This window comes from Lipingzhangella halophila, assembly GCF_014203805.1.
Taxonomy (GTDB): Bacteria; Actinomycetota; Actinomycetes; order Streptosporangiales; family Streptosporangiaceae; genus Lipingzhangella; species Lipingzhangella halophila.
The window spans coordinates 4,844,064-4,859,042 of the sequence record NZ_JACHJT010000001.1; the positions used below are offsets into that span (position 1 = coordinate 4,844,064).

At 71.8% G+C, this 14,979-nt stretch carries 6 protein-coding genes; 1 reads left to right on the forward strand and 5 read right to left on the reverse strand.

The window, feature by feature from the left end; translation table 11 throughout:
- Positions 1-3: 3 nt before the first annotated feature.
- Complete coding sequence (locus F4561_RS22100; protein ID WP_184581263.1) at positions 4-6,552, reverse strand: type I polyketide synthase; 6,549 nt, start codon at positions 6,550-6,552, stop codon at positions 4-6.
- A 291-nt stretch (positions 6,553-6,843) separates the two neighbouring features.
- Between F4561_RS22100 and F4561_RS22105 the strand changes: the two genes are divergently transcribed.
- Positions 6,844-8,253, forward strand: coding sequence for an MFS transporter (locus tag F4561_RS22105; protein ID WP_184581264.1), 1,410 nt, complete (start codon positions 6,844-6,846; stop codon positions 8,251-8,253).
- Between the two features lie 20 nt (positions 8,254-8,273).
- On the opposite strand, the gene F4561_RS22110 is transcribed toward F4561_RS22105, so the two are convergent.
- The 4 genes from F4561_RS22110 to F4561_RS22125 all read right to left on the reverse strand — a co-directional run bounded on the left by F4561_RS22110 (position 8,274) and on the right by F4561_RS22125 (position 14,919).
- Positions 8,274-9,173 (reverse strand): alpha/beta hydrolase, encoded by a 900-nt coding sequence (locus F4561_RS22110; protein ID WP_184584268.1) that lies wholly within the window; start codon positions 9,171-9,173, stop codon positions 8,274-8,276.
- Positions 9,163-11,520 (reverse strand): MMPL family transporter, encoded by a 2,358-nt coding sequence (locus F4561_RS22115; RefSeq protein ID WP_184581265.1) that lies wholly within the window; start codon positions 11,518-11,520, stop codon positions 9,163-9,165. Before F4561_RS22115 ends, F4561_RS22110 begins: the two co-directional genes overlap by 11 nt.
- Before the next feature lie 99 nt (positions 11,521-11,619).
- Positions 11,620-13,410 carry a fatty acyl-AMP ligase gene (locus F4561_RS22120; RefSeq protein ID WP_184581266.1) on the reverse strand — a complete coding sequence of 597 codons (1,791 nt, stop codon included), beginning with the start codon at positions 13,408-13,410 and terminating at the stop codon, positions 11,620-11,622.
- A gap of 498 nt (positions 13,411-13,908) precedes the next feature.
- Positions 13,909-14,919 carry a tryptophan--tRNA ligase gene (locus F4561_RS22125; RefSeq protein WP_184581267.1) on the reverse strand — a complete coding sequence of 337 codons (1,011 nt, stop codon included), beginning with the start codon at positions 14,917-14,919 and terminating at the stop codon, positions 13,909-13,911.
- Between the last annotated feature and the right edge of the window lie 60 nt (positions 14,920-14,979).

The following is a 14,979-nucleotide window of genomic DNA, read 5'->3' on the forward strand; positions in this document are numbered from 1 at the left end:
CTCTCACCTTTCTTCTTGGCCGATTCGCTGAAGAAGCGGGGCCAGATCACGCGCGATCCGGCCTACCGCGGGCGGGTCCAGCAGGTTCAGGTGATGGGCGTCGACACGCACGATCCGCAGGTCGGCGCAGAGGCGATCCCACCCGCGGGCCTCGTCGAGGCTGTCGTAACGCGGGTCGTGCACCGCCCAGGGCGTGGGCTGGGTGGCGCTGTAGAGCACGGTCCTCCCGGCATAGGGAGCGCCGTCGGGGCGGTAGTCCTCCAGCGCCCGGGTGTCCTCATGGGAGGTCCACTGGTGCTCCAGGATCGCGGACCCGAGGAGCTCGTTGACACCGGAGCGTTCCATGGCTTCGAGTACCGCGGTGAGCTGGTCGTCCTCGTCGAGCCGGGCCAGTGCGGCGTGGTCGACCGGGACGGGGCGCCCGTAGGTCCTCTCCAGGTAGTCGGCGAAGTCGGCGTAGCGACGCGCCGAGATCCGGCGGCGCTCGTCCTCCCCTGTGGGCCGCGGGATGCCGGCGTCGAGCAGCACGAGGAGGTCGACCTCCGCGTCGTCGGCGGCGAGCTGGCGCGCCATCTCGTAGGCGACGGCCCCACCGAACGACCAGCCGCCGACGCGGTAGGGCCCCTCGGGACGGAACTCGCGGATCATCCGGACGTAGCGGGCCGCGCGCTCGGTGACGCCCACCTGGTCGGTGAAGCGTTCCAGGCCGTGGACGGGCTGGCCGGTCCCGAGCAGTTGGGCGAGTGTCCGGTAGACGCCCGTCGTGCCGCCGGCGGGGTGGGCGAGGAACAGGGGCGGGCGGCCGTCGCCGGTCTGGAGGGTGCGCAGGCCCGGGGACGACGCCACCGCGTCCGTGTCGAGCGTGCGCACAACGTCGGCGACGCGCTCGGCGGTCGGAGTCGCGAACAGTTCCCGGGCATCGAGCCGGGCGCCGGTCTCGGATTCGAGCCGTTCGTGGATCCGGTCGAACCGGTCCGGGGTGGCGCCGAGCGCGGTGAGGTCGTCGAGCACGCTGATGGGGCCGGTGTCGAGCGCCTCCTCGATGACGCGCGCGGCGAGCCGTTCGGCGGCGTCGCGCGGCCCGACGGGTCGGGGAGCCGTGCCACCGCCCGACCGGTCCCGCTGGGCCTCCTCGGCGCGGGGGGCCTCGAGATCGAGTAGCCCGGCCAGGAGGGTCTCGGCGTCGGCGAGCGTCTGCCCGGTGAGGAGGTCCCTGGTGGGCACGGCGACACCGAAGTCGTACTCGACGATGCTCTTGACGCGGATCGCGGCCAGCGAGTCGAAGCCGTAGTCGACGAGGGGCACGGTGTCCCCGATCGTTTCGGGGTCGCAGCCGAGGACACCGGCGACACTGGCGCGCAGCCGCTGCGCCGCCAGCCGCCATGCCTGCGCCGGTTCCCGGCCGTGCAGCGCATGCGGACCGGGCCAGTCCGATCCGGTCGCGGCCAGTGCTGTGTCCGGGAGCGCACCGCTCAGCACACCGCCGAAGAACGGGATACGGAGCAGTTCGGGGAACATGGCGGCGGAGCGGGCCGGTTGGAACCCGATGACGCCGGTGGAGTCGCGTCCCGCACCCAGCAGGGCCTCCAGGGCCTCCAGACCTTCGGCGGGGGTGAAGGGGCGCAGCGCGCGCACGTCGCCGGGGGCGGCGCCCGCGCCGGACCACACTCCCCAGTTGATGGTGGTGGCGGGCAGCCCTTGGGAGCGGCGCCAGGCGGTGAACGCGTCGAGCCAGGCGTTGGCGGCGGCGTAGGTGCCCTGGCCGGGGGACCCCACCAGGGCCGCCGCGGAGGAGAAGGCGACCCACCAGTCCAGGTCGGCACCGGCGGTGGCCTCGTGCAACCGCCACGCACCGCGTGCTTTCGGGGCGAAGACCCGCCGCAGGTCGGTGTCGTCGATGTCGGTGACGAGCCGGTCCTCAATGAGGCCGGCGGCGTGCACGACACCGCTCAGGGGTGTCCCGTCGGCCTGCGCCGCGGCCACGAGAGCCTGCGCCGTGCCGTCCGCGGAGATGTCCCCGAGGACGACCTCGACCGCGCACCCGGTTCCGCGGATCCGCTCGATCTCGACCGCGGCGTCGGCCGACGGCCCGGAGCGCCCGCTCAGGACGACCCGTCCGGCGCCGCGCCGGGCGAGCAGCTCCGCTACGGAGAGCCCGAGACCTCCGTATCCGCCGGTGACGATGTAGCCGGCGCCGGGTCGCACAAAGGGCCGGCGGGGCCCTGCGGAGCCGGGTTTCCAGGGCACCGCGAGGGGGGTTCGGGCTAGCCGGGCGACACGCCGGGTGCCGTCGCACCAGGACACCTCGTCATCGGTGGCTCCGGCGGTGAACTCGACCCGGGCCAGCGCCGCCGCGGCGGCGGCGTCGGGCTCATCGATGTCCACGAGGGTCACGTTGAGCGCGGGGTGTTCCAGCGCCAGGACCCGCACCAGCCCGCGCAGGCAGGCCGCGGCCGGGCTGCCGTGCCGGTCCGCGCGTCCGGGTTCGGACGGCAGCGCCCCGCGGGTCACGAACCAGACCCGCTGTGGCTGCGGCGATCGCGCGAGCGCGTCCTGCACCAGACGCGTCGCGTCGCGGACGATGTCCTCGGACACGGCGGGATCGCTGGTTCCGGCCGGGATGTCGATGACCGCCGCAAGCTGCTCGGGCTCCCGGTCACCCGTGGCGGGAGTGGCCGAGCCACGCTCGGAGTCGAGCTCCCCGCTCTCCGGGCCGAGGCCGTCGGCTTCGAGTTCGGCGCGCAGGAACTCGGCCAGGGTGCCCGGGCAGGGGGCGATGACACGCCAGTGGGCCTGGCCCGGCCGCGCGTCCTCCGCGGCCTGGGGCGGCGGCTCTTCCACCCATTCGGTGGCGAACAGCTTGGGGTTCAGAGGTGTGGGCACGGTGTCGGGGTGCACGGCACGGTAGGTGACGCTGTCGATCCGGGCGAGGAGGCGTCCCTGTGCGTCGGCGATCGTGAGGTCGCCGGCTCCGGGTGTCACCCAGGCGCGAACGGATCCGTCCTCGCCGCGCGCGGGGTCGCGCGGCCACAGGCGGACGCCCGCCGCCGCGACCGCGATGTGCCGCTTGTCCCGCGTGTCCACCGGCCCGGCCGCGGTAACGCAGGCCGCCAGCAGCGCCGGGGGGATACGGGGCTCGCGGCTTACGGGCGGAGCCTGCCCGACGACGACCTCGATCGCGCCGGCCGCACCGGTTTCGTGGGCACAAGGGTCGGGGGCAGCGGTGACCACGGCCGTCGCGTGGCACTGCCACACGCCCGCCGCATCGCGAGCGTGGATCTCCACACGCGCCGCATCGGTCCTGAGGGCGCGCGCGGTGGTGGTGATGGCGGTGTGGTCGTCCAGCGGGAGCAGGCGGTCCAGCTCCAGGGAGGCGACCGCGAGCTCGGCGGGCTCGCGGCCCAATGAGTGGGCACCAGCGGCCACGGCGGTCTCGGCCACGTGCCCGGCCTGCAGGATCGGCGGGTGCTCTTCCGGACCGCCGGGTACGTCGGGGGCGATCCACGGAAGCACCGCGGTACCGATGTCGGCCTCGGCAACCAGGCGGTTCTCTCCGGGGACCCCGGTCGGGGCGCCGAGCAGCGGATGCGTACCGGACACTCCGCGGGGCGCGGGTTCCGGCGGTGGGCAGGAGGTACGCCGCCACGGGGCCGGCGGCAGGCTCACGACACGGCCGGGGGCCGTCTCGTGGGGAGCGTGGCCGGCGAGCCGGAGCCGGGCGAGCGAACGGTGGAACTCCCGGTGCCCGTTGTCGCGCCGCAGTGTGGGTGTGACGAGTGCGTCCCCGTTCTCGACGGTGGTCCCGATCGAGTGGGTGACCAGGGGGTGCGCGGAGATCTCGGTGAACGCGGTGTGTCCGTCGGCCGCGGCCGCGGCGATCGCCTGCGTGAACCGGACCGGCGAGCGCAGGTTCGCGGCCCAGTAGCCGGCGTCGCACTCCGGTGTCTTGCGCGGGTCCTCGTGCACGGTGCTGTAGAACGGCACGGCCGCGTCGTGGCCGACCAGTGAGGCCAGCCGCTTGCGCAATGGGGCGAGCACCGGGTCGACCCCCGGAGAGTGCCCGGCGCCGGGGGTTCGCAGGGTCTTGGCGAAGCGCCCTCGTCGCCCGCAGCTCTCGACCAGGTCGGCGACCTGTTCGGCGTCGCCGGTGAACACCGTCTGGTCGGGAGCGGAGTACACCGCCACGTGCACGTCGGGGTAGCCGGACAGCAGTTCCGGCGCTTCCGCCGCCGAGATCTCGGCCAGGGCCATAGCGCCGGCGTCGTCGACCTCGCCGGCGAGGCACTGCAGCAGCGCGGAGCGGACCGCCATAACGCGGACCCCTTCGCGCTCGGTGAGCGCGCCCGCGACGACCGCGGCGGCGACCTCCCCCATGGAGTGGCCGACGACCGCGGCCGGGCGCACCCCGTAGGCGGTCCACATCCGGGCCAGGGCGAGCTGCACACCGAAGATCGCCGGCTGGGCCACGTGCAGCGGGAGCTCGCTGGTATCGCAGTCGAGCGCGGCGGACAGGCTCGTACTCGTCTCGTCCCGCAGGAGCGGGTCGAGGTGCTCGACGGCCCTGGCGAACTCGGGCTCCTCATTGCGGAGCCGGCCCGCTGACGGAGGCAGCCCGGCTCCGAACCCGGAGAAGACCCACACTGGTCTGCCCCCGGATCGGGGCCGCGTGCGGCCGGAGACGACGTCCGGGCTGTCCCGGCCTTCGGCGAGGGCGCGCAGGCCAGTGACGAGCTCGTCGGTGTCGGTGGCGAGTACGGCCGATCCGACCGGACCGCGCCCGGCGCGCCGGGAGAGCGTGCGGGCGACATCGCCGAGGGCGACGCCGCCGGCGGCGGGCGACTCCAGCCACTGAGCCAGTTCGGTGGCGTAGGAACGGACGCGGTCGCCGGAGATGTCGGTGAGGGGCATGACCCGCACCGCGCCCGGTTCGGGGGTGCGGGCGGCGTCGGCGGTCGGCTGCGTGTGAGCCGGGGCCGAGGATGGGTCCTCGGCGGCCTGCTCGACGATGACGTGGGCGTTCGTGCCGCCGAAACCGAAGGAGGAGACACCGGCGATGCGGGGGCTCTCCCCGCGGCCCGGCCATGGGCGGGTACGGGCGACGACCTCCAGCCGCTCACCCGAGAAGTCGATGTGCGGGCTGGGCTCGGTGAAGTGCGGTGTGGCGGGAATGGTGCCGGCACTAACGGAAAGGACGGCCTTGATCAGCCCGGCGCTGCCCGCCGCCGCCTCCAGGTGGCCGAGGTTGGCCTTGACAGAGCCGATGAGCAGGGGGGCCTCCGCGGGACGACGCCTGCCCAGGACGGCGCCGAGGGCCGACGCCTCGATGGGGTCACCGAGTGGAGTCCCGGTTCCGTGGGCCTCCACATAACCGATGGCCGTCGGCTCCACACCTGCGTCCGCGCAGGCCGCGCGCACCACGTCCCGCTGCGCCTCCGGATTGGGCGCCACCAGGCCGGAGGAGCTGCCGTCGGAGTTGACCGCCGACCCGCGGATGACCGCCAGCACGCGGTCGCCGTCGCGCCGGGCGTCGCGGAGCCGCTTGAGCACCACCACCCCGCAGCCCTCGCCGCGCACCATGCCGTTCGCCGCTGCGTCGAACGCCCGGCACGTCCCATCCGGCGACGTGCCTCCGCCTCGGTCGAAGGCGATGGTGACCGCGGGGGACAGCAGCACGTTCACTCCCCCGGTCAGCGCGGTGTCGCACTCGCCCGCTCGCAGGGCACGGACGGCCGTGTGCACCGCCACCAGAGAGGAGGAGCACGCGGTGTCGATGGTCATGCTGGGCCCGCGCAGGTCCAGCAGGTAGGAGAGCCGGTTGGCGATGATGCTCAGCGCGGCTCCCGGCGCGCTCCACCCCTCGATCCGGGTGAGATCGCCCATGGTCAGGTGCCCGTACTCGGTCGAGGACGCCCCGATGAACACGCCGGTGCGGCCACCGCTCAGCCGCGCCGGCGGGATCGCGGCGTGTTCCAGCGCCTCCCACGCGACCTCCAGCAGGATGCGCTGCTGCGGGTCCATCGCCCCGGCCTCGGCCCGGGCGATGCGGAAGAACTCGGTGTCGAAGCCGTGGATCTCGTCGAGGTACCCGCCGCGCCGCGTAGTGCCGGCGAGGATCCGGGTCACATCCGGAGAGCCGTCGTCGTAGTGGTCCCACCGGCCCTCGGGCACCTCGCGGACAGCGTCCCGGCCCTCCTGCAGCAGGGAGCCGAAGTCGGCGATGCCGGACGCGCCGGGAAAGCGGCAGCCGGCGCCGACGACGGCGACAGCGGCATGGCCCGCGTCCCGTTCCCCTTCCCGCGGCGCGGCGGCGGGCCGTTGCGCGTTCCCCGTGGGCTCACCGCCGGCCAGGGCATCGCAGAGCCGGTCGATGGTGGGGTGCTCCCAGAGCAGGGTGGGCGGCAGCGGGTGCCCGGTCACCTCCTCCAGCTCGCCCGCGACGGAGACGGCGTCCGTGGAGGTCACACCGTAGTCCGCCAGCGGCAGGTCGGTTCGCACCTCGCGGGGGTCGAGCCCGTGCTTTTCGGCGACGCGCTCGACGAGAATGTCCCGCACAACAGCGGAGTTATCCGCCCCCGGGCCGGGTCCAGCAGAATCTGAACCGCGCAGCATGAATGAAACACCCCAAAGACTTCAGAGATCGCCGTTTTTCCTGATGAGAGACGTTCTCCCAGGTGCAGACCCATCCCGGGAACACAAAACGAAAACGGCGCACACCAATTCCGTAGAGCGTGAAACTAACAACGCCCAAGAGAGTTCACACTAAGAACTGGCGCAATTTCTGAGTGTGTTTTTGTCAATGCGCTGACAAGTAGCCGGGAGCACCCATGTGGCGTACTGGGTCGGATGAACGTACAACTGGCGAAGACCGCGACCGCGCCGTCGTCGCCGCGCCTGACTCTGCTCGTGGTGGCATTCGCGGCCTTTCTGACCATGCTGGACAACACGATCGTCACCGTCGCCCTGCCGTCCATTCGGGCGGAGCTGGGCCTGTCTCTGACAGCGCTGGAATGGGTGGCCACCGGCTACATCCTCACTTTCTCCAGCGTGCTGCTCACCGGCGGCCGGCTGGCCGATGTCTTCGGCCGGCGCGTGGTCTTTCTCGCCGGGTTCGCCGTGTTCTCGGCCGCGTCCCTGGCCGCCGGGTTGGCCGGTGACGCCGTGACGCTCGTGGCCGCGCGCATGGTCCAAGGGTTGGGTGCCGGCCTGTTGCTGCCCGCGACCCTGGCGATCCTGTCCACTGGACGGGATGAGCGCCAACGGTCGCTGGGCGTGGCTGTGTGGATGGCCGTGGCGGCGGGCGCCCTGGCGCTGGGACCGGTGCTCGGGGGCGTGCTCAGCCAGCACGCCCACTGGAGCTGGATCTTTCTGATCAACGTCCCCGTGGGCGTGGCGGCGATCGCGGTCGGTCGGGTGGCCATCCCGGAGTCGCGGGCCGAGGGCGAGGAACGGTTGGACCTTCCCGGCCTGGTGACGTCCTCGACCGCGCTGGCGGCCCTCACCTTCGCTCTGGTGCACGTGCCCGATGTCGGGTGGGCGGCACCGCGGACCCTGCTAGCACTGGTGGTGGCCGGTGCCGCCTCCGCGGCGTTCGTCGCCGTCGAGCGCCGGGCACCGTTCCCGATGGTCGTGCCCTCGCTGTTCGTCCACCGCGTGTTCAGCGGGGGTGTCGCCTCCCAGGTCCTGTGGGGGCTCGGGGTGAACGGTGTCTTCTTCTTTACCGCGATCTTCCTGCAGGATGTTATGGGGTTCTCACCCACCGGCGCCGGGCTGGCGTTCCTGCCGCTCGCGGCCCTCATCATCGCCGTCGCGCCCTGCGCGCCCGCTCTGGCGCGCCGTTTCGGCGCGAACGTGGTCGTCGCGAGCGGGCTGGTGCTGGTCGCCGTGGGGATCGCGGGCGTCACGCTGCTCCAGCCGCACCATGGTTACCACGAGCTGGTGCCGGTGATGATGACGATCGGTGTCGGATCCGCGCTGACGACACCGCTCGGCGACGCTGTGCTCGGCGCGATGCCGGAGCGGTACGCCGGGGTGGCCAGTGGGGTGTTCAGTGTGTCGCGCGAGGTCTCGGGGATCTTCGGGATCGCCGCCGTGGGGGTCCTGGTGACCGCGGGCCGCGACTCCGCGCTGGCGGCGGGCCACTCTCCGGCGGAGGCGTTCATGCACGGCTACTCCACGGGACTATTCACCGCGGCGGCACTCGTCGCGGCCGGAGCCGTGCTGAGCCTGTGGGCCCTCCCCCGCCGAGGGAGGTGACGGCGGCTCCGGCGTTGCTGTCAGGCCTGTTCCGGGTGTGTGTCCTCGGCGCCGAGGGAGTCCATCAGCATTGGCCAGGAGGTGTGCAGCTCCCGCTGCCAGTAGGGCCACGAGTGGGTGCCGCGCCGGTAGAGGTGCACGGTCGCCGGGATGTCGTGCAGATCCAGCACGCGCCGCATCGTCTGCAGGCTGGAGCCGCACATCGCCTCACCGAGACCGAGCGAGTTCCCGTACCCCTGGTCGCCGTCCAGGTCACCGGGCCGCCCCGTGGTGCCGCTGGACAGGTACAGGTCGGTGCCGCGCAGCCCTTCGGCCTGCGCCACGGGGTCGTGCGCGCGCCACACGTCCTCGTGCAGGCCGGGGAAGCCCCACATGGCATAGGGGTCCAGCCCTTCATTGCGCATAACCGCCTTCAGCAACGTCCACGAGAGCTCTGTTCGGGGCGTGAGTAGCCCACTGTAGGACGCGGCCGCCGTGAACATGCCGGGGTTGCGCGCCGCGTAGATCACGGCACCGTAGCCGCCCGACGAGATCCCGGCGACGGCGCGCCGCTCGCCGGCCCCGTACCGGTCGCGCAGCACCTGCCAGACCTCCTCCAGATGGAAGGTCTCCCATCGGGGTGCGCCTCCGCGGCCGTAGTTGTACCAGTCGCTGTAGTTGCCCGCCCGTCCGCCTTCGGGCATGGCGATGATGACCTGGTTGCGCGCGCTGAGCTCGGCCACGTCGGTCTCCCGGGTCCACGACGTGTAGTCGTCCCGGCCACCGTGCAGCAGGTAGAGCACCGGCCAGGTCCGGGCCGCGTCGGTCTCCGTGTCCCAGCCGGGCGGGACGATCAGCCGCACCGGCTGGCCCGTCCCCATGGCGGGAGAGTCGATGGTGACGTCGACCGTACGCTCATCGAGCCATTCCTCATCGGTCACCTGGGGAGAGGACCCGGCCGCGGGGGTGGCCAGAGCCGTTGTCGGTAGGAGCAACACCGTGCACAGCGCCACGAGAGTGGTCGCGGCACGGGCCGCTCGGGGGCGGTTGCGTGATCTCATCGTCGTCCCTTCCGGTAGGGGGATGGCGTTCCGGGGGGCGCCGCGGTGGGGTGTGCGGGGCCGGTCCCCGGGCGCTCCTCGCCGGAGCGGTGAGAACCGGCTCCTCCTCGTTGAAGCCGATCCGCTCGTGCAGGCGGCGCAGCGGACGCGGCAGCCACCAGTTCGCCCCGCCCAGCATCCGCATGGTCGCGGGGACCAGCACCATGCGCACGAGCGTCGCGTCGACGACGATCGCCACCAGCAGGCCGACGCCCAGCAGCTTCACGATCGCTATCCCCGCCGTGGTGAAAGCGAGCAGAACCACGCACATCAGCAGCGCCGCACTGGTGATCACCCCACCGGTGCGGTGTACGCCTTCCGTCACCGCCGACACGTTGTCCCGTCCCGCGAGCCATTCCCCGCGGGCCCGGCTGAGCAGGAACACCTCGTAGTCCGTGGACAGCCCGAACGACACCACCAGGACCAGCACCAGCATCGTCGGCTCGACCGTTCCGGTCGGGGTGAAACCGAGCAGCCCGGCCAGGTTGCCCTCCTGGAACACCCACACGATCGCGCCGAAGGACGCGCCCAGCGACAGCGCCGCCATCAGCACGGCCTTCAGGGGCAGCAGGACCGATCCGAACGCGGCGAACAGCAGCACCAGCGTGATCCCGAGCACGGCCACCACCACGCCGGGGAGGTGGTCCGCCAGGCTCCGCTCCAGGTCCATCTGGGCAGCCGTGCTCCCGCCCACGAGCACGTCGTTGGCCCCTTCGGGCGCGGGCTCCGCGCGTACTTCGCGGACGAGGTCGCGCGCCTCCTGCTTCATGGCGTCCCCGTCGTACTGCACCGAGATCCGCACGGCGCCGCCATCAGGCGCCCGGTCACCAACTCTCGCGGTGGTCGCACCGGGCAGCTCCGCGAGTCGGCCGGTGTACTCCTGCACCGCCTTCTCGGGCGGCTCTCCGATGACGACCACGTCGACAGCGGCAACGCTCTTGCCCAACGGGTCGTACTCGATCTCTTCGGCGACCTGCCGGCTCTCCGCCTGCGGGGGCAGCGTCCGGGCGTCAACGGTGCCGAAGCGCGCCCCGAAGAACGGCAGGGTCAGCAGCACCAGCACCACGGACACCAACAGCATGGCGAGCAACGGGTGCCGCATCACCATTCGGGCGCCCTTCCGCCACGGGCCGGGCCGTTCGCGGCGGTGCCGGGGCACGGCCAGCCGGGGGCGCCAGGGCATGCTCAGCGACTCGACGCGCCGCCCGAGCAGCCCGAGCAGCGCCGGCAGCAGCGTCAACGTGCTGAGCAGGGCGAACAGTACGACGCAGACCCCGCCCAGGCCGACCGAGCGGAGGAACATCTGCGGGAACAGCAGCAGCCCGCACAGCGCTCCCGCCACTGTCAAGGCGGAGAACGCGACCGTGCGGCCGGCCGTGGCCACGGTCGTGTACAGGGCGTCGGCCGGGCTGCGGTGGAGCAGCTCCTCCCGGTAGCGGGTGACCATGAGCAACGAGTAGTCGATCGCCAGGCCGAGCCCGAGCATGGTGACCATGTTGACGGCGAACACGGAGACGTCAGTGACTAGGGTCAGCGCGCGCAGAAGCGTGAGCGAGCCGAGGACCGAGACCATGCCGAGGACCAGCGGCAGCACCGCGGACGCCACGCTGCCGAACACCGCGAGGAGCATTCCCAGCAGCGCGGGCATCGCGATCAGCTCGGCGCGGCGCAGGTCCTTCTCGGTCCAGGCGTTGAGGTCGTGTTCGACGGCCGGGCTACCGCCCAGGCGGACGGAGAGGTCGGGGTGGCGCAGGGCCTCCTGGAGGTCCTCGTAGGCACCCTCTTCGTCCAAGGCCCCTTGGTGCAGCGACAGCAGCAGATAGGTGCCGTACCTGTCCAGTGTGACCAGGTCGCCGGGGTTGGCACTGTTCCAGTAGTGCCGGGTCTGGGCCACCATTCCCTCGGGCACCGAGCCCAGCATCTGCCGCACCGAGCGCTTATAGCCCGGGTCCTCCACGGTCATGCTCGGGCTGCGCACGGCCACGATCAGCTCGCCGCTGGCACTGAAATGGTCGCGGGCAGCGGAGTCGGCCCGGCTTGATTCGGATCGCGGGTCGTCGAAGCCCCCGTCGGCGAGATCGCCGAAGATTCCGCTCCCCCAGTTCAGGGAGAAGGCAACAAAGGCGACCGTGAGCACCAGGACAACCCATCTGCCTCGGTGCCCGAGCCGACCCAGCGCGTCGAACATGGCTCTCTCCACCGTGGCCGGTCCGGGCCTGGCCACTCCGGGTTCCGCGACCACGTGGCCGCCGTCGTTCCGATGCCCGGTACCGGCCGGACCCGCGCCTCACACCGCGCCGCCCGTGTCCTTCAGGTAGTCCTCCCGGCACGCTCGCCGGGCGATCTTGCCGCTGGAGGTGCGACGAACCTCCCCGCCGCCGACGAGCGCCAGCTCGTGCAGGTGCAGGCCGTGCTCCCGACTTACTGCTTGGCGCACCGTCCGGGTCAGCAGCTCCGGGTCGGGCGGCTCCGCCTCCGCGCCGGACCCGCCCGACCTGGTCTCGGCCATGACAACCAGCCGCTCCCCCTCGTCTCCGGGAACCGCGAACGCCGCGACTCTGCCGTCGCGGATGTGCGGGTGCGCCGCGGCGACGGTCGCCTCGATGTCCTGCGGGTAGTGGTTGCGTCCGTCGGCGATGACGAGATCCTTGGCGCGCCCCGTCACATACAGCTCGCCCTCGATGAGGGCGCCGAGGTCCCCGGTACGCAGCCACGATCCGTTCCGCTCCGTGCCGCCCAGCGTCGCGCCGAAGACGTTGGCACCGCGTTCCGGGGCGCCCCAGTAGGAGGCCGCGACGTTGGGGCCGCGCACCCAGATCTCGCCAACACTGCCCTCGGCGAGCTCGACCCGGTGCTCCGGGTCGACGATGGCCACCCGCTGCCCGACCGGCGAGCCGCACGAGACCAGGGTGGAGGTGCGCGCGCCCTCCTCCGGCAGCTCCAGCACGATGCCGGCCGCCAGCGCGTCGCGGTCGACAACGCGCGTCCGCGGCGACCGGTCGGCGGTGTCCATGCTCACGTAGACGGTGGCCTCGGCCAACCCGTAGGCCGGGGCCAGCGCCGAGGGGCTCAGGCCGCGGTCCTCGAACGTCTCGATGAAGCGGCGCATCGTCTCGGGACGGATCGGTTCCGCCCCGTTGAGCAGCCCCCGGACACCGCTCAGGTCAAGTCCGGCCCTGTCGGCCTCGCGGACCCGCTTGACGCAGTGCTCGTACCCGAAGTTGGGGGCGGCGCTGAAGACCTTCTCATGGCGCGACAGCAGCTCCAGCCAGCGAACCGGCCTCATGACGAACGTCGCCGGATCCATGAACTCCGCGCGGCTGCCGGTCAGCAGCGGGACGGCCACGGTCAGGATCAGGCCCATGTCGTGGAAGAGCGGGAGCCAGCCGACGGTGGTGATGGTAGTGGTCTCGGTTTCGTCCTTGACGGCCGCCACCCACAGTTGCCGCACGTTGGCGGAGAGGTTGCCGTGGGTGAGTACGACGCCGGTGGGCTGCCGGGTGGATCCCGACGTGTACTGCAGGTAGGCCGTGCTCGCGGGGTCGTGACCCGGTTCGGGCAGGCCCGGCGCGTCCGCGGCCTCCACCACCTCATCCACTGCGATGATCTCGGCGCCAGCAGCTTGGGGCCCATTGTCGTCGTGGAACAGCGCCTCAACCTGGTCGGCTACCTCGGAGGTGGTGAGGATGGCGGCCGGCGCGCAGTCCCGCAGCGTCCACCGCAGACGATCACCGTGCCCCGGAAGGCCGGGGGCGAACAGCGGAACGGCCACAGCCGGTGTGTGCAGCGTCGCGAGCATCGAGACGACGTAATCCAGCCCTTGGGGGCACAGGATCGCGACCCGGTCGCCGCTGGCAACCGAGCCGGACAGCCGCGCGGTCAGCGCACTGACCCTTCGGGCGACCTGCGCCCACGTCAGGGTGTGCGAGGTTCCGGTGGTATCCCGCGAGAAGTCGGTGAACCCGTAGGCGGGCGCGTCCGGCCGCTCGGCGCTCCACCGCGCGAGCCGCGTGATCAGCGGTTCCCCGGACGAAATGGGCGCGAGGTCCGACGGGTGCTGCAGGTGGGGCGATGGCATGTGTGCTCCCGGGCGCCGTGGACTCCTGAGGAGGCCGCCCCTGGTCGACGCGTCGCCAGTGCGCGCACCGCTCCAGGCCCGCCCCTGCTGACCAACGGCCCTCTACCACCGCCAGTGGAATCCCGGCGGTAAGGGGTCGATGACCTGGCACGGGACGTGGAGAAACACCACCAGCGATCACCGGGCGGCCATGAAGGAACCTACTCGCGGCGCGGCGCCGAAGAATGTGCCCGGAACGCAGAAGTTGGAGACGGGCTTTGTCACTGCAGTGACATTCCGGCGACTTTGCGGAGATCACCCTTCTCGCGGCGAAGGACTCATCTCGCCGGTCTTGAGGATTCCGTTCCTTTCAAGCGCTACAAAGGCACGAAATGCTCAAGATCGGCAATGAGTACCACCGCTGCCCCGTCGGGCACCTGTACCAGCAGCGCCCAGCCGGGCCATCCGGCGCCTTCGCCTCCCTCGTTGGGAGCCGCACCATGCACTCACATCGCCGATCTAGTCGATCCCGACCGCCGCGCGGACCTTCGCCAGCGTGGCCCGGCTGCGCTCGCGGGCGCGTTCCGCGCCTTCGGCGAGGATGCCATCGAGGGCGCTGCCGGGCTCCATGAGCTCCGTGTAGCGCTCCCGCATTGGGCCGAACGTCGCGTTGAGCACCTCGAACAGCTCGTTCTTCAGCTCTCCCCAGCCCATGCCGCCGGCCTCCAGACGCTTGCGTGTGGCGGCCGCCTGGTCCTCGCTCGCGAACTGGCGCAGGAGCTGGAAGACGGACGAGGTGTCGGGGTCCTTGGGGGCCTCCACTGGCGTGGAGTCGGTGGGGATGCGCCGCACCAGCTTCTTCAGCCGGTTCTCCGGCAGGAACATCGGGATGTGGTTGTCGTAGGACTTGCTCATCTTGCGGCCGTCGATCCCCGGCAGCACGCTGGACTCGCCCTCGGGGTAGACACCCTGCGGGATGGGGAACGCGTAGTGCTCGCCGTAGTGGTGGTTGAACGCCTTCGCGATGTCGGCCGTGTACTCGATGTGCTGCTGCTGGTCGCGGCCCACGGGCACGTAGTCGGTCTCCATGACGAGGATGTCGGCCGCCATGAGAATGGGGTAGTTGAACAGTCCCATGTTCACGCCGCCGTCGAGGTCGCTGGCCCCGGCCGCTTCGTTGCGGTCGCGCGCGGCCTTGTAGGCGTGCGAGCGGTTCATCAGCCCCTTGGCGGTGACGTTGGTCAGGATCACCATCAGCTCGAACACCTCGGGGATGCTCGACTGCCGGTAGATGAGGGTGCGGGCGGGGTCGAGCCCGCAGGCGAGCCACGCGGCGGCGACCGACCGGACGTCGTGGCGGAGCTTCTCCGGGTCCTTGACCGCGTTGAGCGAGTGGTAGTCGGCCAGGAAGTACTTGGTGTCGTGCGACTCGACGGCGGCCAACGCCGGCTTGATCGCGCCGACGTAGTTGCCGATGTGCGGCTCGCCCGAGGTCTGGATGCCCGTGAGATAGGTCGTGGTCGCTGCCATGGCGTCGAGTTTATCGGCGCTGGGCCGCGCCCTGGCCCGGCTGGGCTGTCCCTGCCGGTG

Bases quoted from the DNA above. Each gene is read 5' to 3' on its own strand.
- F4561_RS22105 (WP_184581264.1), top strand. From the start codon at position 6,844: ATGAACGTACAACTGGCGAAGACCGCGACCGCGCCGTCGTCGCCGCGC.
- F4561_RS22115 (WP_184581265.1), bottom strand. From the start codon at position 11,520: ATGTTCGACGCGCTGGGTCGGCTCGGGCACCGAGGCAGATGGGTTGTC.
- F4561_RS22120 (WP_184581266.1), bottom strand. From the start codon at position 13,410: ATGCCATCGCCCCACCTGCAGCACCCGTCGGACCTCGCGCCCATTTCG.
- F4561_RS22125 (WP_184581267.1), bottom strand. From the start codon at position 14,919: ATGGCAGCGACCACGACCTATCTCACGGGCATCCAGACCTCGGGCGAG.